This is a genomic window from Geodermatophilus sp. SYSU D00867 (assembly GCF_054050315.1).
In genome coordinates, this window is sequence record NZ_JBJGZC010000001.1 from 265759 (window position 1) to 284616 (window position 18858).

Below are 18858 nucleotides of genomic sequence, written 5' to 3' on the forward strand. Positions count from 1 at the left end.
GCCACTGATGCCCGCACCGGACGTCCCCGCGCTCGTCGAGGGGGTGCTGGGCGGCGACCGCCGGTCGCTGGCGCGGGCGATCACGCTGGTCGAGTCCCGCCGCGCCGACCACCGCGAGCGGGCGCAGGAGCTGCTGGTCGAGCTCCTGCCGCACGCGGGGGACGCCCGGCGGGTCGGCATCTCCGGCGTGCCCGGGGTGGGGAAGTCGACGTTCATCGACCAGCTCGGCGTCGACCTCACCGCTGCCGGGCACCGGGTGGCGGTGCTGGCGGTCGACCCGTCGTCGGCGCGCTCGGGCGGGTCGATCCTGGGCGACAAGACCCGGATGGCGCGGCTGGCCGTCGACCGGAACGCCTTCATCCGTCCCGCGCCGACCGCGGGGACGCTCGGCGGGGTCGCGCAGGCGACGCGGGAGTCGATGGTCGTCGTCGAGGCGGCCGGCTACGACGTCGTGCTGGTGGAGACCGTCGGCGTCGGGCAGTCGGAGGTCACCGTCGCGGAGATGGTCGACTCGTTCCTGTTCCTGACGCTGGCCCGCACCGGCGACCAGCTGCAGGGGATCAAGCGCGGCATCCTCGAGCTCGCCGACGTCATCGCCGTCAACAAGGCCGACGGGCCGGCCGCCGCCGACGCGCGCAAGGCCGCCCGGGAGCTGGCCGGGGCGATCCGGATGCTGCGCGGGCACTCCGAGTGGGACGTGCCGGTGCTGACCTGCGCGGGGCTCACCGGCGAGGGGCTGGCCGAGGTGTGGGCCAAGCTGGTCGAGCACCAGGACCGGGCGCGGGCCTCGGGGGCGTTCGACGAGCGTCGCCGGGCGCAGCAGGTGCGCTGGACCTGGCAGCTCGTGCGCGACGGGCTCGAGCACCGGCTGCGCGCGCACCCCGCCGTCCGGTCGTCGACGCCGGAGCTGGAGAAGGCCGTGCTGGCCGGCGAGCTCACCCCGGCCCTGGCCGCCCGGCAGATCCTGGAGACCTTCCTCGGCACCCCGGACGCCTGAGAGTCCCCGCCCCCGCGATCATGGAGCGCCGGTGGCGACACGTCGCCGATGCACTGGTGTGTCGCCACCGCAGCTCCATGATCGCGGGCGGTCCACAGCCGGGCGGGCGTCCACAGCCGGTCCGCGGCGGCGCCCGGCGGCGCCGTCCGCCCCGAGGGTCGCGGCGTGGACTTCGCGCTGTACCGGACGATCGCGCGCCAGGGTGGCGTCTCCACAGTCACGCAGGCCCGCGAGGGGCTGACCGAGTGGGAGGTCCGGCGACTGGTCGACTCCGGGCGCTGGCGGCGCACCCGCTGGCGCGGCGTGCTGGCCGACGCCGAGCTGCCGGACTCCCTCGGGTCGCAGGTGCGCGCGGCCGCGCTGGTGGTGGGCGCCGACCTGGTCGCGTGCCACTCGACAGCCGCGGCGCTGTGGGGCTTCGACGTCCTCGGCGACGACACGCTGCACTTCCTCGGCCCGCCGTCCGTGGCGAACCGGAGCCGCCCGGGCATCCGGGTGCACCCGTCGGTCCTCGGAACCGACGACGCGGTGCTCCTCGACGGCGTCTGGTGCACGCCGCCGGCGCGGACCGCCTGCGACGTGGTTCGCGCGACCGCGCCGATCGACGGGCTGGCGACGCTCGACGCGGCGCTGGGCACTAGGGGGTGCACCCGGGCGGAGCTGGCCGCGGAGGTCGAGCGGCAGCGCGGACTGCGCGAGGTCGTCCGGCTGCGGCGTCTCGTCCCCCACGCGAACGGGCTGGCCGAGTCGCCGATGGAGTCGCGGATGCGCTGGCGGTTCATCGAGGGTGGGCTCCCGGCGCCCGACGTCCAGGTCCGGGTCCTCGGCAACGGGTGCAGCTGGTACCTCGACACCGGCTGGCGGGAGCAGCGGGTCGCCGCCGAGTACGACGGGCACGCGGCGCACACGACGCCGGAGCAGCTGCGCGACGACCGGCGCCGGCACAACGGCACCACCGAGCGCGGCTGGACCCTGCTGCACGTCACGGCTGCGGACGTCCACCGCGAGCACCGGCGGATGGTCGCCGAGGTGGCGCGGGCCCTCCGGCTGCCCGTCCGGCGGTGATCACGGAGTTCCGGTGGCGACACACCGGACGGCGACGGCGTGTCGCCACGCGAACTCCGTGATCGCGGGGGAACCGGCCGCGAGGGTGCGGCAGAAGTGGTCAGAAGGTGGAGCGGCAGTCGCGGGCGCGGAGCTCGGCGAGGTAGTCGTCGGGTGCACCGGCGGCCTCGGCGGCGTCGGCGATCGCGCCCAGGTGCCGCGCCGAGGGCAGCCCGCCCTCGAAGGCGTCCAGCGCGTAGACGTAGGCGACGACGTCGCCGCCGAGGGTGTGCACCCGCAGGTTGAGCTTGCGGTAGAGCCCGCGGTCGGCGCCCTCCCAGGCGTCGAGCTCGCGCTCGTCGGCGGGCGTGAGGTCGTAGAGGGCGACGAACACGCCGGGCGCCTCGCGGTCCTCGGCGGGCACGAGGGTGGCCAGCGCACCCTCCCAGCCGTACTCCTCGCCGCCGAAGGCGAGCCGCCAGCCGCGGATCCAGCCGGTGCCGACGTGCGGTGAGGACGGGCAGCGGCGCAGCATCTGCTCGGGGTCCATGTTGGACCCGTACGCGGCGTAGAGACCCATCGCCGACCGAGCCTACGGCCGCTGTGGCCCGCGCGACCCCGTGAGCCTGCCGACACCGCCCGCCCGGGCTGGGAGGATGGACGGCGAACCCCCGGTCCACGACGCAGGAGACCCGCATGACCCGCATCGTCATCATCGGCGGCGGCCCGGCCGGCTACGAGGCCGCGCTGGTGGCCGCCTCTCTCGGTGCGCAGGTCACCGTCGTGGAACGCGACGGCCTGGGGGGCGCCAGCGTCCTCACCGACTGCGTGCCCTCGAAGACCTTCATCGCCGCCGCGGGCACCATGACGTCGGTCCGGGACTCCAACGTCCTCGGCCTGCGCGGCGCCGACCTGGCCACCGTCGGCCTCGACCTCGCCACCGTCAACGCCCGCGTCAAGGGCCTGGCCGTCGCGCAGTCGGCCGACATCCACGCCCGGCTCGAGGCCGAGGGCGTGCGCCTCGTCTCCGGGCAGGGCCGGCTCGCCGACGACGTCCGGGGGCTGGTCGAGCACCGCGTCGAGGTCCTCGACCGCGACGGCGGGGTGCGGGAGACGCTGGAGTGCGACGTCGTCCTCATCGCCACCGGCGCCGACCCACGCGTGCTGCCCGGCAGCGAGCCCGACGGTGAGCGGATCCTCGACTGGCGCCAGCTCTACGACCTCGACGAGATGCCGGAGCACCTCGTCGTCGTCGGCTCCGGTGTCACCGGCGCGGAGTTCGCCTCCGGCTACCTGGAGGCCGGCGTGCCGGTCACCCTCGTCTCCTCCCGCGACCAGGTGCTGCCCGGCGAGGACGCCGACGCCGCCGACGTCATCGCCGAGGTCTTCCAGGCCCGCGGCGGGCGGATCGCCGAGCGCGGCCGCGCCGCGTCCGTGACGCGCACCGAGAAGGGCGTGCTGGTCGAGCTCACCGACGGGCGCACCGTCGAGGGCTCGCACGCGCTGATGACCGTCGGGACCGTGCCGAACACCGCCGGCCTGAACCTCGAGGCGTGCGGCGTGGAGCTGCGCGAGTCCGGCCACGTCGTCGTCGACCGGGTGTCGCGCACCAACGTGCCCGGCATCTACGCCGCCGGTGACGTCACGGGCGTCTTCCAGCTCGCCAGCGTCGCGGCCATGCAGGGCCGGATCGCCATGTGGCACGCGCTCGGCGAGGCGGTGCAGCCGATCCGGCTCAAGACGGTGGCCGCCAACGTGTTCACCCACCCGGAGATCGCCACGGTCGGCGTGCAGGAGAAGACGCTGCCCGAGGGCCACGACCTCGACGTCGTCCGGCTGCCGCTGGCCACCAACGCTCGGGCGAAGATGAGCGACCTGCACGCCGGGTTCGTGAAGCTGTTCGCCCGCAAGGCCACCGGCGTCGTCGTCGGCGGGGTGGTCGTGTCGCCCGGCGCCAGCGAGCTGATCCTGCCGATCGCGCTCGCGGTCACCAAGGGCCTGACCGTGAGCGACCTCGCGCACACCTTCGCCATCTACCCGTCGCTGTCGGGCTCGATCACCGAGGCCGGCCGGAGGCTGATGGGGGCCGACGCGCTGGCGTGACGCCCGTGACGGCCGGGGCGCGCGGGACGGGGCCGTCGCGGCGCCTGTGACGGGTGGGGTCCCGGGTGGTGCACCTGGGACGCCGGCCCGCCGATGCCGGGAGGGATGCACGCCTCCCGAGTCCTGTCGCGGTCCCTCCCGCGCGCCATCGCCCTCGCCGGCGCCGTCGTCGCGCTGTGCACCGGGCCGGTGGCCGTGGCGCAGGCCGACGCCGGTGCCACCACCGTGGTCGGGGAGCTCGTGCAGGCCTGGCCGGAGACCTCGCTCGAGGGCCAGCACGCGGGGGAGTCGCACGAGCAGCCGCTGACCTTCGTCGAGGGCGCCGACGGCACCTCGGTGCGCGTGCCGACCGACGCGGTCGCCGGCATCGACGTCGGCAGCACCGTCGAGGTGACCGTCGGCGGCACCGCCGACGACGAGGCCGCCGAGGACGGCTACGAGCCGGCGCTCGAGGTGCTCGACACGCAGGTCGTGCGCACCGCGCGGGCGGCGACCACGGTCCCGGCCGGCTCGGTCACCAACCAGGTGACCGTCGCGATGGTCGCGCCCGCCGGCGGTACCCCGGACGGCACCGCGCTCGCGGACGTCGTCGACACGGTCAACGGCGACGTCGCGGCCTTCTGGGCGCAGCAGACCGGCGGCGCGGTGACCGTCGGGGTCACCGCCGCCCACGACTGGATGACCACCGCCTCCGGCTGCGCCGACCCCACCGCGCTGTGGGACGAGGTCGCCGCGCGTGTCGGCTTCCAGGCCGGCCCCGGCCGGCACCTGCTGCTCTACGTCAGCAGCCGGCCGCAGGACCTGCCCGGCTGCTCCTACGCCCTGGGGCAGGTCGGTACGGGTCCCGCCTCGGGCGGGCGGCTCTACGTCCGTGACGACCTGGCCTCGGTCGTCGCCCACGAGCTCGGCCACAACTTCGGCCTGGGCCACTCGAGCGCCCTGCAGTGCGACGGCACCGTCGAGACCGGCGCCTGCCGCACCGCCGCCTACCGCGACTTCTACGACGTCATGGGCGTCTCCTGGGACCGGATCGGCGCGCTCACCGCCACCCAGGCCGACCGGCTCGGCGTGCTCCCGGCCGCGGCCGTGCAGACCGCAGGCGACGGGACGACGACGGCCACCCTCGCGCCCCTCGGCGGCGGTACCGGCACCCGGGCGCTGCGCCTGACCGACGCCGCCGGCACCGACTACTGGCTGGAGTACCGCACCGCCGTCGGCCGCGACGCGTGGCTGACCTCGGACAACCGCTACCGGCTCGACAGCGGCGTGCTGCTGCACCGCGCCGGCGGGATGCCGGACACCTCGCTGCTGCTCGACGGCAGCCCGTCGGCCGCGGCCGGCTGGGAGACGGACCTGCAGACGGCGCTGGTGCCGGGCGTGCCGGTCGCCGTCGCCGGCGGCGCGCTGACCGTCACCCTGGACGCGGTCACCCCGGCCGGCGCCACGGTGACCGTCGTCCGCACGTCCGCGGCGGCCGCCGTCCCGGCCCCCGCCCCGGCCGCCCCAGCGCCGCAGGTCCTGCCCGGCAGCCCCGGGGCGGCCGCCCCCGCGCCCGCCGCCGTCCCGGCCGCGCCGCCCGCACCCCCCGTCGCGCCGCCCGCACCCGCCGTCGCGCCGCAGGCCCCGGCGCCCGCGGTCGAGGACCCCGCCCCGGTCGCCGCGGCACCGGTCGAGGCGGCCGCCACCGAGCCCGCCGGCAGCGGCTGGGCCACCCCGGCGCTCGCGGCCGGCGGCGTCGCCGGCCTCGGCGGGACCGTGCTGGCCACCCGGCGGGTCCTCCCGCGGCTGCGCCGCGGCTGACCTGCCCGTCCGGGTGCGGTCCGGCGCCGCGGCTGCCGATGGAGGAGCCGTGCACGTCGACCGCCGTCCGCGCCTCGCAGCCGCCGCCGTCGCCGTGGCGGCCGTCCTCTCCCTGGTCGGCGGCGTCCCGGCCGCCCGGGCGGAGGACGGGGCCCCGGCCGCCGGCGACACCGTCGTCGGCCGGCTGGTCCAGGCCTACGCCGACCCCGAGACGCCGGGGCGCCACCACGGCGCGGCGGAGGACCCCGGGCTGCTGAGCTGGATCCGGACCGCGCCGGGGGAGACCGTGCGCGTCCCCACCGAGGACCTGGGCGGCGCCGAGGCCGGCGCGACCGTCGAGGTGACCCTGGGCGGTCCCGTCGAGGACGCCGCCTCGGAGGACGGCCTGGAGCCCGCACACGAGGTGCTGTCCGCCGAGGTGGTCGCCGCGGCCGACCGGCCGCCGACCGCCCCGGCGACGGAGCCGGTCAACCACCCGGTGCGCGTGGTCATGGTGCAGCCGGCCGACGCCGCGGCCCAGCGGGCGGCCGACCCCACCACGCTCGCCGACGTCGTCGCCGCGGTGGACGGCCCGGTGGCCGACTACTGGTCGCAGCAGACCGGCGGCAGCATCCGGTTCGGCGTCGTGAGCCGGACGGACTGGATCCCCAGCACCGCCACCTGCGAGGACCCCTTCGCCCTGTGGGACGCGGCGGCCCGGGCGGCGGGCTGGACCCCGTACCGCGGGGAGCACCTGCTCGTCTACGTGCCGCGGGACGCGCCCGGCTGCGCCTACGGCCTGGGCACCGTCAGCGGGTCGATGGCCGAGGGGGGAGTGGCCTACGTCCAGGACACCGGCACCTCGGTCATCGCCCACGAGCTCGGCCACAACCTCGGCCTCGGGCACGCCTCGGCGCTGCAGTGCGACCGCTCGGTGGAGACCGGCACCTGCCGGACCTCGTCCTACGCCGACTACTACGACGTCATGGGCTTCTCGTGGGAGCGGCTGGGCTCGCTGTCCGCGCCGCACGTCGCCCAGGTCGTGTCGTACCTCCCCGCCATGGACGTCGGCCCGGACGGCGGCACCTACGTCCTCCCGCGCTGGGACGCGAGGACCGCCGACCGGGCCCACGCGCTGCGGTTCACCGACGCTGACGGCGCCGTCTACTGGCTGGAGTACCGGCCCGCCGGCGGCACCGGCCGCGACAGCTGGCTGGGGCAGCTCGGTCCCGCCGCGCCGCAGCCGGGCGTGCTGCTGCGCCGCACCGCGCCGGGGCAGGACGACGACACGCTCCTGCTCGACGGCACGCCGTCGGCGAGCAGTGGCTGGAGCGCCGACGTGCAGGTCGTGCTGCCCGCGGACGGGCGCGCGGTCCCGGTCTCGGGCGGCGACGTCACCGTCGCGGTCCGGGCCGTCACCCCCGAGCAGGCCACGGTGGAGGTCGTGCCCGCCGGCCCGGCGGCGATCGCGGCCGCGGCGGCGGCCGACGGCGGGCTCGGCACCCCGGGCTGGCCGGCCACCTGCGGGCTGCCGTGGGGCGGGTGCGTGCAGCACTTCCCCGGCGGCAGCGTCTACCACTCGCCGGCGACGGGCGCGCACGTCGTCCGCGGCGTCCTGCTCGAGGAGTACCGCCGGCGGGGGGACTCCTCCGGGAGCGGCATCGGCTACCCGACCGGGGAGCAGTACGCGACCCGGGACGGCGGGTGGACGCAGGCGTTCCGGTGGGGCCGCATCCACTGGTCCCCGGCGACCGGTGCGCACCTCGTCGGCGCGGTCATCGGCGCGGCGTACGACCCGCTGTGGGGCGAGTCCGGTCCGCTCGGCTACCCGGTGGGCGACCAGTACGCGACAGCGAACGGCGGCGCGACGCAGGCGTTCCAGCACGGGCGGATCCACTGGTCGGCCGCCACGGGGGCACACGCGGTGTACGGCGACGTCTCCCGCGCGTACGACCCGCTGTGGGGCGAGTCCGGCGTGCTGGGCTACCCGGTGGGGGAGCGGTACGCGACCGCCAACGGCGGCGTGACCCAGGCGTTCCAGAACGGCCGCATCCACTGGTCGCCCGCGACCGGGGGCCACGCGGTCCACGGCGAGGTCTCGAAGGCCTACGACCCGCTGTGGGGCGAGTCCGGGGTGCTCGGCTACCCGGTCACCGACCGCTACCCCACGGCGAACGGCGGGGTGACCCAGGCGTTCCAGAACGGGCGGATCCACTGGTCCCCGGCGACCGGCGGGCACGCGGTGCTGTCGGTGATCGGCCGGGCCTACGACCCGCTGTGGGGCGAGTCCGGCGTGCTCGGCTACCCGGTCGCGGCCCGCTACCCGACCGCGCAGGGCGGCTGGACGCAGGCGTTCCAGAACGGGCGGATCCACTGGTCGCCCGGCACCGGGGCGCACGCCGTGCACGGCCCCGGCCGCTTCGAGTACGACCGGCTCTGGGGCGAGTCCGGCGTGCTGGGCTACCCGGTCACCGAGCCGTACCCGACGGTGGGCGGCGGGGTGACGCAGGCCTTCCAGAACGGGCGGATCCACTGGTCGCCCGCGACCGGCGCCATCCCGGTCACCGGTGCCGTCTCGCGCGCGTACGACGCCGTGGGCGGGGAGGCGGGCCGGCTGGGCTATCCCGTCCGGCACGGCGCCTGGATCCGCCCCGACGTGTACCGGCAGGACTTCCAGGGCGGCAGCGTCACCTCCTCGTCCCTCGGGACGCGGGTCACCTACGCCTCCTGACCCCCTCGGGGGACGGACGCCGGCGACACCTCAGCCACGGACGGACCCGTGCCGATACGCGTGCCATGTCGCGTACCCGGAGCCTGTCCCGGCTCGGCGCCGCCCTGACCGGGGCGGTCACCACCACGCTGCTCGTCCTCGTCGCGGCTCCTGCGCACGCGGCGGACGAGCCGGTCACCATCGACGTGCTCAAGGTCGTCGACGGCGAGTACGTCGTCGAGACCGTCTCCGTGCCCGGCGGCAGCGCCGACCGGACGGAGGCCTCCCTCGAGGCGCGCGCCGACGTCGTCGAGGCGAGCCCGTCGGTGACCTACCGGCCGCAGGGCGGCGACCCGTTCTGGGAGGCCGACGACCCGCAGCAGGTCGGCGCCGTCCGGGACGTGTGGCCGAGGACCCGCGGGGCCGGCCAGGTCGTGGCCGTCCTCGACACCACCGTCGACACCACCCACCCCGACCTCGCGGGCGCGTTCGTCCCGGGTACGGACACGACCGGCGCGGCACCCGACGGCGAGTGGCACGGGACCGGCGTGGCCGGCGTGATCGCCGCGCGCGCCGACAACGGGATCGGCAGCGCCGGCATGGCCCCGGAGGCGCGGATCATGCCCGTCCGCGTGTGCGCGCCGAGCTGCCCCTCCGCCGCGGTGGCCCGCGGGATCCTCTGGGCCGTCGACCACGGCGCCGACGTCGTCAACATGTCCCTCGCCGGCGCCGGCTACTCCGACGTCACCGGGGTCGCCATCCGCTACGCCCTCGACCGGGGTGTCCCGGTCGTGGCCTCCACCGGCAACGACGGGCTCAACGGCAACCCGGTCATGTACCCGGCCGCCAACAGCGGGGTCGTCGCCGTCTCCGCCACCACGCCGACCGGGGCCCCGGCCGACTGGGCGGTGCACGGCTGGCAGGCCGACGTCGCCACCGTCGGCGAGAGCGTCCTGCTGCCGATGCCCGGCGACGGGTACGGCAGCGGCAGCGGCACCTCGTTCTCCGGTCCGGCCGTCGCCGGCGCCGTCGCCCTGCTGCGGGCGAGCCACCCCGGCATCACGCCCGAGCAGGTGCAGGCGGCCCTGCAGGCCGGCGCCGACAGCAGCGGCACGTGGGACCGCGCCTGGGGCGCCGGCCGCCTGTCGGTCCCGGCCGCCTTCGCCGCCGCCGACCGCGCCGGCGCCGCGCCCACGGTCGTGCCGTCCCCGGGCACCCTCGACGTGAGCTGGGCGCCGGTCGCCGGGGCCACCTCCTACACCGTGCGCGTCGACGGCGCTGTGCGGGCCACCGTCACCGGCACCACGGCGCGGGTCACCGGGCTCACCGACGGCAACCAGGTCGCCGTCGACGTCCAGGCCGACGGCGGGGCGCGGAGCGCGGCGGCCCTCGCCACGGTCGGCCCCGCGGCCCCCGCGACGCCGACGCTGCACTCCGCGACGCTGCGGGGCACCGCCACCAGCGCGGTCCTCGACGTGACCGCGTCGGTCGCCGGCCCCGCGGTGCCGAAGGTGGCCCTCTACCGCGACGGCGTCAGCATCGGCGTCTACGCCGTGAGCCTGACCGGTACACCGCGGACGGTCGGCATCGGCATCGGCGCGATGCCCACCCAGGAGACCCGCTGGCAGCTGCGCGGGGTGGACGACCTCGGCCGCCAGTCCGGCTTCTCCGAGGCCGTGGTCACCGGCAGCGGACGTCCCGCCCCGCCCGGGGCGGTCACCGGCCTGACCGGCCGGACCGACGGCGACCGCGCCCTGCTCACCTGGGACGACGTGGGCGTCGCGTACACCTACCGCGTCGCCGTCGACGGCGCCGTCGTGGCCACCCCGCAGACGGCCGGTGCCGCGGTCGCCGCCCCGCCGGCCGGGACGTCGCGCGACTACGCGGTCGCCGTCGTCGACGCCTGGGGGCAGGCGGGTCCCGAGGTGACCGTGACGGTCTCGTCCACCGTGGCGACGAGTCCCGGCGCCCCGGCCGGCGTCACCGCCACGGCCGGCGACCGGTCGGCGACCGTGTCCTGGTCCCCGGCCGCCGACAACGGCAGCCCGGTGACCGGCTACACCGTCACGGCCGCGCCCGGCGGCGCCACCGCCACCACCACCGGGGCGACGAGCGCGACGGTGACCGGCCTGACCAACGGCACGTCCTACACGTTCACGGTGACCGCCACCAACGCCGTCGGCACCGGCCCGGCCGGCGGGCCGAGCACGGCCGTCACGCCGTCGGGGGCCGACGCCGGCACGAGTGCCGTCGCCGCGGCGTACGCGGCCACCGGCGGCAGCACCGGCCCGCTGGGGGCCCGCGTCGGCGCGGCCTACGCCACCACCGGGGGCGGCCTGACCCAGGCGTACCAGAACGGACGCATCCACTGGTCGGCCGCCACGGGGGCGCACGCGGTGTACGGGGACATCTCGAGGGTCTACGACCCGCTGTGGGGCGAGTCCGGGGTGCTCGGCTATCCGATCGGCGACCGGTACCCGACGCCGGGCAACGGGTGGACGCAGGCGTTCCAGTTCGGCCGGATCCACACGTCCCCGGGGACGGGCGCGCACGCGGTGTACGGGGACATCTCGAAGGCCTACGACCCGCTGTGGGGCGAGTCCGGGGTGCTCGGCTACCCGGTGGGCGACCGCTACCCGACACCCGGGAACGGCTGGACCCAGGCGTTCCAGTTCGGCCGGATCCACACCTCGCCGGCCAGCGGCGCGCACGCGGTGTACGGCCCGGTCTCGGGCGCCTACGACGCGCTGCGCGGGGAGTCGGGGGTGCTGGGCTACCCGGTGGGCGCCCGCTACGGCACGGCCGGGGGCGGCATCACCCAGGCCTTCCAGAACGGGCGCATCCACTGGTCACCCGGAACGGGCGCCCACGCCGTGTACGGGGACATCTCGAGGGCCTACGACCCGCTGTGGGGCGAGTCCGGGGTGCTCGGCTACCCGGTGAGCGACCGCTACCCCACGCCCGGGAACGGCTGGACCCAGGCGTTCCAGTTCGGCCGCATCCACACCTCGCCGGCCAGCGGCGCGCACGCCGTGTACGGCGACATCTCGAGGGCCTACGACCCGCTGTGGGGCGAGTCCGGGGTGCTCGGCTATCCGATCAGCGACCGGTACCCGACGCCGGGGAACGGGTGGACGCAGGCGTTCCAGTTCGGCCGGATCCACACGTCCCCGGGGACGGGCGCGCACGCGGTGTACGGGGACATCTCGAAGGCCTACGACCCGCTGTGGGGCGAGTCCGGCGTCCTGGGCTACCCCGTCGGGGCCCGGTACCCGACGCCGGGCAACGGGTGGACGCAGGCGTTCCAGTTCGGCCGGATCCACACCTCGCCGGCCACCGGCGCGTACGCGGTGCTGCAGCCGATCTCCCCGGTCTACGACTCCCACTGGGGCGAGTCCGGGCAGCTCGGCTATCCGCTGGGCAACGCCGTCACGGCCGCCGACGGCAGCGTGAGCCAGGCGTTCCAGCGCGGCCGCATCACGGTGCGGGGCGGTCAGGTGACGGTGAGCCTGGGCTGACCCGGCCGCGCGGCCCCTACTCGGCGTCGGCGATCGTGCAGATGACCGCGCCGCTGGTGACGGTGGCGCCGACCTCGGCCGACAGCCCGGTCACGGTGCCCGCCTTGTGCGCGGTGAGGGGCTGCTCCATCTTCATCGCCTCGAGGACGACGACGAGGTCACCGGCCTCGACGGTGTCACCGTCCTCGACGGCGACCTTCACGATCGTGCCCTGCATCGGCGAGGTCAGGGAGTCGCCGGACACCGCGGAACCGCCGTGGCCCGAGCCCCGCTTGCGCGGCTTGGCGCCACCGCCGGCGGCCACCGGCGCCCCGCCGCCCGCGGCCAGCCCGGCGGGCAGGGAGACCTCCAGCCGCCGCCCGCCGACCTCGACGACGACGGTCTGCCGCGGCTCCTCCTCGTCGGCCCCGGCCGGCGCTGCGCCGTAGGGCTGGACCTGGTTGTCCCACTCGGTCTCGATCCAGCGGGTGTGCACGGTGAACGGCTCGCTGGTGAACGCCTCGTCGCGGACCACCGCGCGGTGGAACGGGATGACGGTGGGCATGCCCTCGACGACCAGCTCGTCCAGTGCGCGGCGGGCACGCTGCAGCGCCTCCGCACGGCTGGCGCCGGTGACGATCAGCTTGGCCAGCATCGAGTCGAACGCGCCGGCCACCTCGCCGCCGGTCTCGACGCCGGAGTCCCAGCGAACGCCCGGGCCCTGGGGGATCTCCAGCCGGGTGACCGGGCCGGGGGCCGGCATGAAGTTGCGGCCGGCGTCCTCGGCGTTGATCCGGAACTCGATGCTGTGCCCGCGCGGGGCCGGGTCCTCGGTGATCTCCAGCGGCAGCCCCTCGGCGATGCGGAACTGCTGGCGCACCAGGTCGATGCCGCTGGTCTCCTCGCTGACCGGGTGCTCCACCTGCAGACGGGTGTTGACCTCGAGGAAGGAGATCGAGCCGTCGACGCCGACGAGGTACTCGACGGTGCCGGCGCCGTGGTAGCCGGCCTCCCGGCAGATCGCCTTGGCCGACTCGTGGATGCGCGCCCGCTGCTCGTCGGTCAGGAACGGCGCCGGGGCCTCCTCCACGAGCTTCTGGTTGCGCCGCTGCAGCGAGCAGTCGCGGGTGCCGACGACGACCACGTTGCCGTGCGTGTCGGCCAGGACCTGCGCCTCGACGTGCCGCGGCTTGTCGAGGAACCGCTCCACGAAGCACTCGCCGCGGCCGAAGGCCGACACGGCCTCGCGGACGGCGGAGTCGAACAGGTGCGGGATCTCCTCCTCGGTGCGGGCGACCTTCAGGCCGCGCCCGCCACCGCCGAACGCGGCCTTGATCGCCACCGGCAGGCCGTGCTCCCGGGCGAAGGCCAGCACCTCGTCGGCGCCGGAGACCGGTTCCTTGGTGCCGGGCACCAGCGGCGCGCCGGCCTTGGTGGCGATGTGCCGCGCGGCGACCTTGTCGCCGAGGGCGATGATCGACTCGGGGGAGGGGCCGATCCAGGTCAGCCCGGCGTCGAGGACTGCCTGGGCGAAGTCGGCGTTCTCCGACAGGAAGCCGTAGCCGGGGTGGACGGCGTCGGCGCCGGAGCGCTTCGCGGCGTCGACGACCTTGTCGATGACCAGGTAGGAGTCGCCGGGCGTCGTCCCGCCCAGGGCGAACGCCTCGTCGGCGACGCGGACGTGCAGGGCGTCGCGGTCGGGCTCGGCGTAGACCGCGACGCTGGTCAGCCCGGCGTCCCGGCAGGCGCGGGCGACCCGGACCGCGATCTCCCCGCGGTTGGCGATCAGGACCTTCTGCACCGGCGTACTCCCTCGAAGACGGACCGGTCGGACTCTAGCCAGCGCCCGCCCGCCCGCCCGCAGTAGGGCGGGGAGCCGCGAGCGCGGCTCAGCCGGCGGCCGGCTTGGTGACGGCGTACCGGAACCCCCGCCAGTTGGGCCCCGGGCTGTCGTCGGGCTGGACCCGCAGCACCACCAGGCCGCGCTCGGTCAGGCGGGGCAGCAGGACCTCCATCGGCAGGCCGTGCATCTGCAGCACCGCACCGAACCGCCGCCGGACGTAGGCGTGCACCAGCGGCCGGGGCACCGTCCGGTACAGCCGGCCGACCAGGGTGTCCGACGGGCCGGTGGGGACGGCGAAGACCGCCAGCCCGCCGGGCCGCAGCACCCGGCCGAACTCCTCGGCGTAGCGCAGCGACAGCTCGGGCGGCATGTGCTGCAGCACGATCGTCGACAGCACCAGGTCGAAGCTGTCGTCGGGGAACACCGACAGGTCCGCCGCCTCGTTGTGGACGAAGGTGCAGCGGCCCTCGGGGTCGTGCCGGCGCGCCTCGGCGAGCATCGACGGCGCGATGTCCACCCCGGTGACCCGGTCGAAGTGCCGGGCCAGGGCCTGGGTCAGCCGGCCCACCCCGCAGCCGAAGTCCAGCGCCGTCTCCCGCCGGGCCGGCAGCCGGAGGGAGTCGGCCAGCGCCATGACGTCGTCGACCACGCGGACACCGGTCGCGAAGAACTCCTCGGGGTCCCAGCGCCCGCCGCGGCGGTCGGGCTCGGTGAGCACCGCCCACATCGGGTCCCGCGAGCCGAAGGTGTCCCACGCCGTGCGCAGGGAGCGTGTGTCCACGGCCGGACCCTAGGCCGGTCGGTGGGTGGCAGCCAGCGCCGCGGCATCCGTGCTGGTCAGCGCCGCCAGAGGTCGGTGACCGTGAGCCCGCGGCGGCGCAGCTGCTCCCGCAGCGCGGCCAGCGACAGCCCGACCACCGACGCCGGGTCGCCCTCGACCCGGCGCACGAACGGGGCGCCGAGGCCGTCGAGGGTGAACGCGCCCGCGACCGCCAGCGGCTCGCCCGTGGCCAGGTAGGCCTCGACCTCCGCGGCCGTCGGGGTGGCGAAGTACACGACGGTCGAGGTGACGACGACGTCGCGGGACTCGACCACCCCGCCGCGGACGTCGAGCAGGGCCTGGCCGGTGTGCAGCACGCCCGAGCGGCCCGACATCCGCCGCCACCGCTCCCGCGCCTCCGCGGCGTCAGCCGGCTTGCCCATCGGCTGGCCGCGGAACTCCAGCAGCGAGTCCGCGCCCACCACCAGGGCGTCCTCCTCCCGCGCGGCGACGGCCGACGCCTTGGCCGACGCCAGCAGGGCGACCCGCTCGGCGACGCGCGGCGCCGTCACCGTGGTCTCGTCGACGTCGCTGACCACGACCTCGGGCGCGAGGCCCGCCTGGCGCAGCAGCGCCAACCGGGCCGGGGACGCCGAGGCCAGCACCAGCCGGCGGGTCCCGGTCATGCGTTCTCCTCGCCGGCGCTCGTCGTCCGCAGCCGCGGCTCTGCCCGTGGTCCGCACGAGCTCGCGAGCTCGCTCACGCGAAGCGCCCGGACGCGCGCCAGCCGCCGGGGCCGGGCTGCAGCGGCTGCCGGTGCGCGTCGGCTCGGCTCGCCCACGCACCGACCGGGGTCGGGCGCCGGCGCGGCCGGCGCTGCGAGAGCGCGGCCACGACGACGGTCAGGGCGGCGAGCTCCTCGTCGGTCGGCTCGCCGCGGACCACCCGCAGGAGCGGGCGCTGCTCCTCGCTCACAGGCCGATGTCCGCTCACAGGGGGATGTTCCCGTGCTTCTTCGGGGGCAGCGTCTGGCGCTTGTTGGCCAGCAGCCGCAGCGCCTTGGTGATCTCGATGCGGGTCTCCGAGGGGCGGATCACCTGGTCCACGTACCCGCGGTCGGCCGCGATGTACGGCGACAGCAGCGCGTCCTCGTACTCGGTGATGAGCTCCGCGCGGCGGGCGTCGGCGTCCGGGGAGTCGGCCAGCTCGCGCCGGTAGAGGATGTTCACCGCGCCCTGGGCGCCCATGACGGCGACCTGCGCGGTCGGCCAGGCGAGGTTCAGGTCGGCGCCGAGGTGCTTGGACCCCATGACGTCGTAGGCGCCGCCGTACGCCTTGCGCGTGATGACCGTGATCTTCGGGACCGTGGCCTCGGCGTAGGCGTAGATGAGCTTCGCGCCGCGGCGGATGATCCCCTCCCACTCCTGCGACGTCCCGGGGAGGAAACCCGGGACGTCGACGAAGGTGAGCACCGGGACGTTGAAGGCGTCGCAGGTGCGCACGAACCGGGCCGCCTTCTCGCTGGCGTCGATGTCCAGCGTGCCGGCGAACTGGGTGGGCTGGTTGGCCACGACGCCGACCGGCCGGCCCTCGACCCGGCCGAAGCCGACCACGATGTTCGGCGCGAACAGCGCCTGCACCTCGAGGAACTCGCCGTCGTCGAGCACGTGCTCGATGACGGTGTGCATGTCGTAGGGGGTGTTCGGCGAGTCCGGGACGACCGTGTCGAGCTCGTGGTCGGAGTCCGTGACGCCGTCCGGCGTCGTGTCGGCCGGGGCGACCTCGACGGCCGGCAGCGGGTCGAGGTTGTTGCTCGGCAGGTAGGACAGCAGCGCCTTGACGTAGTCGAGCGCGTCGGCCTCGTCCTCGGCCAGGTAGTGCGCGACGCCGGACCTGGTGTTGTGCGTGCGGGCGCCGCCGAGCTCCTCGAGGGTGACGTCCTCGCCGGTCACGGTCTTCACGACGTCGGGACCGGTGATGAACATCTGGCTCGTCTGGTCGACCATGACGATGAAGTCGGTGAGCGCGGGGGAGTAGACGTGCCCGCCGGCCGCGGCGCCCATGACCAGCGAGATCTGCGGGACGACGCCGGAGGCGTGCACGTTGCGCCGGAAGATCTCGCCGTAGAGGCCGAGGGAGACCACGCCCTCCTGGATGCGCGCGCCGCCGCCCTCGTTGATCCCGATGACCGGGCAGCCGTTGCGGACGGCCAGGTCGAGGACCTTGACGATCTTCTCGCCGTAGACCTCGCCGAGGCTGCCGCCGAAGACGGTGACGTCCTGGGAGAACACGCACACCGGGCGGCCGTCGACCGTCCCGTAGCCGGTGACGACGCCGTCACCGAACGGCCGCCGGGCGTCCATGCCGAAGTTGGTGGAGCGGTGGCGGGCGAACTCGTCGAGCTCGGTGAACGAGCCCGGGTCCAGCAGCGCCTCGATCCGCTCGCGGGCGGTCATCTTGCCCGCCGCGTGCTGCTTCTCCACCGCCCGCTCGGAGCCGGCGTGCGTGGCCTCCTGGACGCGGCGCTCGAAGTCCGCCAGCTTGCCGGCGGTCGTGTGGATGTCGATGTCGCCGGGGACGTGCTCGCCGGCGCTCTCCAGTTCAGCCGCACTCACGGCCCGTAGCGTAGGGGAGTGCCCGACACGCCCTCCGCCCGCTGGTCGGAGCTGGACCGCCCCCCGCTCGACGCCGCGGCGCTGCAGGCCGCGCTCACCAGGGACAGCCGGCTGTGGCGCTCGCTGGAGGTCGTCGAGGAGGTCGGCTCCACCAACGCGGTCCTCGCGGAGCGGGCCGCCGACGACGACCTGCCCGAGGGCGCGGTCCTCGTCGCCGAGCACCAGGCCGCCGGGCGGGGCCGGCTCGACCGCACCTGGACCTCCCCGCCGCGGGCCGGGCTCACCGTCTCGGTGCTCCTGCGCCCCGACGTCCCGGCCGCCCGCCGCGGCTGGCTGCCGCTGCTCACCGGCGTGGCGCTGGCCGAGGCCGTCGGCGAGGTCACCGGCGTGCGCACCTCGCTCAAGTGGCCCAACGACCTGCTCGCGGTCGACGGCGCCAAGCTCGCCGGGATCCTGGCCGAGGCGGTGTCCGCCCCCGCCCGCCCCGCGGTCGTCGTCGGGACCGGGCTCAACGTCGGCACCCGCCGCGAGGAGCTGCCGCCGACCGGGTCGTCACTGGCGCTGGTCACCGGAGCCCCGGTCGACCGGGGGCCGGTCCTGCTGGCCTACCTGCGGGCGCTCGAGCGGCGCTACCTCGCCTGGACGGCGGCGCTCGGCGACCCGGTCGCCACCGGCCTGGCCGCGGACTACCTCGCCTGGTGCTCGACGGTCGGCGCCGAGGTGACCGTCACGCTGCCCGACGGGTCGGCGCTGTCGGGGACCGCGACCGCCGTCGACTGGGACGGCCGGCTGGTGGTCCGCACCGACGGCGGCACGGTGGAGCTGGCCAGCGGGGACGTGCAGCACGTCCGGACACGCCCCGCCGGAGCCTGACGCGCGGTCCGCGCTCGGTCATCCTGGCGAGGTGCCCTACCCCGACAGGCTGCTGGCCGACGACGAGGAGGTCGTCGTCCACCTGCACCCGCACTGGACGACGCTGTTCTGGCCCGTGGTCGGGCTCCTCGCCGTCGTCGGCGCCGGCTCCTACCTCGCCGCCCTCGTCCCGGCCGGCCGGCAGCAGGGCGTGCTCCGGTCGGCGCTGCTGGCGGCGGTGCTGGTCGCCCTCGTCGTGCTCGTCGTGCGTCCGGTGCTGCGCTGGCGGACTACGCACACCGTCGTGACCACGCACCGGCTGCTGGTCCGCTCGGGCGTGCTGTCCCGCCGTGGCCGGGACGTGCCGCTGTCGCGCGTCACCGACGTCTCGATCCACCAGACGCTCGGGCAGCGGGTGCTGCGCTCCGGGACGCTGACCGTCGAGACGGCCGGCGAGGGCGGCCCGGTGGTGCTCGAGCGCCTGCCCGCCTGCGCCGACGTGCAGCAGCTGCTGGTCCGGCTGGTCGAGGAGGACGCGGACGGGGACCCCTGGGCCGGCGCTGCCGCCGACCGGTACGGGTACGACGACGCCGGGGTGTGACCGACCGGTCACGGCGAGCCTGGCCCGGTTCTGTCGTACCCCCGACCTACCCTGCGC

General features: G+C 76.1%; 14 protein-coding genes. 8 read left to right on the forward strand and 6 right to left on the reverse strand.

The features are described 5' to 3' along the window. Positions 1-7 precede the first annotated feature (7 nt). A complete protein-coding gene (meaB, locus tag ACI8AK_RS01395; RefSeq protein WP_456954893.1) occupies positions 8-997 on the forward strand; it encodes a methylmalonyl Co-A mutase-associated GTPase MeaB in 990 nt (329 codons plus the stop codon). A 165-nt stretch (positions 998-1162) separates the two neighbouring features. Then, complete coding sequence (locus ACI8AK_RS01400) at positions 1163-2062, forward strand: hypothetical protein (RefSeq protein WP_456954894.1); 900 nt, start codon at positions 1163-1165, stop codon at positions 2060-2062. Positions 2063-2162: 100 nt separating this feature from the next. Here the strand turns inward: ACI8AK_RS01400 and ACI8AK_RS01405 are convergent, their stop codons facing one another. Then, positions 2163-2621: a gamma-glutamylcyclotransferase family protein gene (locus ACI8AK_RS01405; RefSeq protein WP_387987518.1), complete on the reverse strand. Its 459-nt coding sequence runs from the start codon at positions 2619-2621 to the stop codon at positions 2163-2165. Positions 2622-2689: 68 nt separating this feature from the next. Between ACI8AK_RS01405 and ACI8AK_RS01410 the strand changes: the two genes are divergently transcribed. From ACI8AK_RS01410 to ACI8AK_RS01425, 4 genes are all read left to right on the forward strand, one after another. Continuing rightward, a complete protein-coding gene (locus ACI8AK_RS01410; protein WP_456954953.1) occupies positions 2690-4144 on the forward strand; it encodes an NAD(P)H-quinone dehydrogenase in 1455 nt (484 codons plus the stop codon). Between the two features lie 105 nt (positions 4145-4249). Continuing rightward, positions 4250-5944 (forward strand): reprolysin-like metallopeptidase, encoded by a 1695-nt coding sequence (locus ACI8AK_RS01415; protein WP_456954895.1) that lies wholly within the window; start codon positions 4250-4252, stop codon positions 5942-5944. Positions 5945-5993: 49 nt separating this feature from the next. Further along, the gene (locus ACI8AK_RS01420) at positions 5994-8654 is read left to right on the forward strand and encodes a reprolysin-like metallopeptidase (protein WP_456954896.1); all 2661 of its coding nucleotides are present in this window, start codon (positions 5994-5996) and stop codon (positions 8652-8654) included. A 65-nt stretch (positions 8655-8719) separates the two neighbouring features. Beyond that, complete coding sequence (locus tag ACI8AK_RS01425) at positions 8720-12151, forward strand: S8 family serine peptidase (RefSeq protein WP_456954897.1); 3432 nt, start codon at positions 8720-8722, stop codon at positions 12149-12151. 16 nt (positions 12152-12167) lie between these two features. Here ACI8AK_RS01425 and ACI8AK_RS01430 read toward each other — a convergent pair whose 3' ends face one another. From ACI8AK_RS01430 to ACI8AK_RS01450, 5 genes are all read right to left on the reverse strand, one after another. After that, a complete protein-coding gene (locus tag ACI8AK_RS01430) occupies positions 12168-13931 on the reverse strand; it encodes an acetyl/propionyl/methylcrotonyl-CoA carboxylase subunit alpha (protein WP_456954898.1) in 1764 nt (587 codons plus the stop codon). Between the two features lie 88 nt (positions 13932-14019). Further along, positions 14020-14754: a class I SAM-dependent methyltransferase gene (locus tag ACI8AK_RS01435; protein ID WP_387994335.1), complete on the reverse strand. Its 735-nt coding sequence runs from the start codon at positions 14752-14754 to the stop codon at positions 14020-14022. A 56-nt stretch (positions 14755-14810) separates the two neighbouring features. Further along, positions 14811-15419, reverse strand: a complete 609-nt coding sequence (locus ACI8AK_RS01440) for a Maf family protein (protein WP_387994337.1) — start codon at positions 15417-15419, stop codon at positions 14811-14813. Positions 15420-15492: 73 nt separating this feature from the next. Then, positions 15493-15708, reverse strand: a complete 216-nt coding sequence (locus ACI8AK_RS01445; RefSeq protein WP_387994340.1) for an acyl-CoA carboxylase subunit epsilon — start codon at positions 15706-15708, stop codon at positions 15493-15495. 14 nt (positions 15709-15722) lie between these two features. Continuing rightward, on the reverse strand, positions 15723-17348 hold the full coding sequence (locus ACI8AK_RS01450; protein WP_456901341.1) for an acyl-CoA carboxylase subunit beta: 1626 nt from the start codon (positions 17346-17348) through the stop codon (positions 15723-15725). Between the two features lie 18 nt (positions 17349-17366). On the opposite strand from ACI8AK_RS01450, the gene ACI8AK_RS01455 reads away from it, so the two are divergent. Together ACI8AK_RS01455 and ACI8AK_RS01460 are read left to right on the forward strand one after the other, a co-directional pair. After that, positions 17367-18221 (forward strand): biotin--[acetyl-CoA-carboxylase] ligase, encoded by an 855-nt coding sequence (locus tag ACI8AK_RS01455; RefSeq protein WP_456954899.1) that lies wholly within the window; start codon positions 17367-17369, stop codon positions 18219-18221. A gap of 31 nt (positions 18222-18252) precedes the next feature. After that, positions 18253-18801, forward strand: coding sequence for a PH domain-containing protein (locus ACI8AK_RS01460; RefSeq protein WP_387994349.1), 549 nt, complete (start codon positions 18253-18255; stop codon positions 18799-18801). Positions 18802-18858 lie beyond the last annotated feature (57 nt).

Excerpts from the sequence above, each read along its gene's own strand:
- ACI8AK_RS01440 (WP_387994337.1), bottom strand. The coding sequence starts at position 15,419 with ATGACCGGGACCCGCCGGCTGGTGCTGGCCTCGGCGTCCCCGGCCCGG.
- ACI8AK_RS01405 (WP_387987518.1), bottom strand. The coding sequence starts at position 2,621 with ATGGGTCTCTACGCCGCGTACGGGTCCAACATGGACCCCGAGCAGATG.
- ACI8AK_RS01415 (WP_456954895.1), top strand. The coding sequence starts at position 4,250 with ATGCACGCCTCCCGAGTCCTGTCGCGGTCCCTCCCGCGCGCCATCGCC.
- ACI8AK_RS01425 (WP_456954897.1), top strand. The coding sequence starts at position 8,720 with ATGTCGCGTACCCGGAGCCTGTCCCGGCTCGGCGCCGCCCTGACCGGG.
- meaB (WP_456954893.1), top strand. The coding sequence starts at position 8 with ATGCCCGCACCGGACGTCCCCGCGCTCGTCGAGGGGGTGCTGGGCGGC.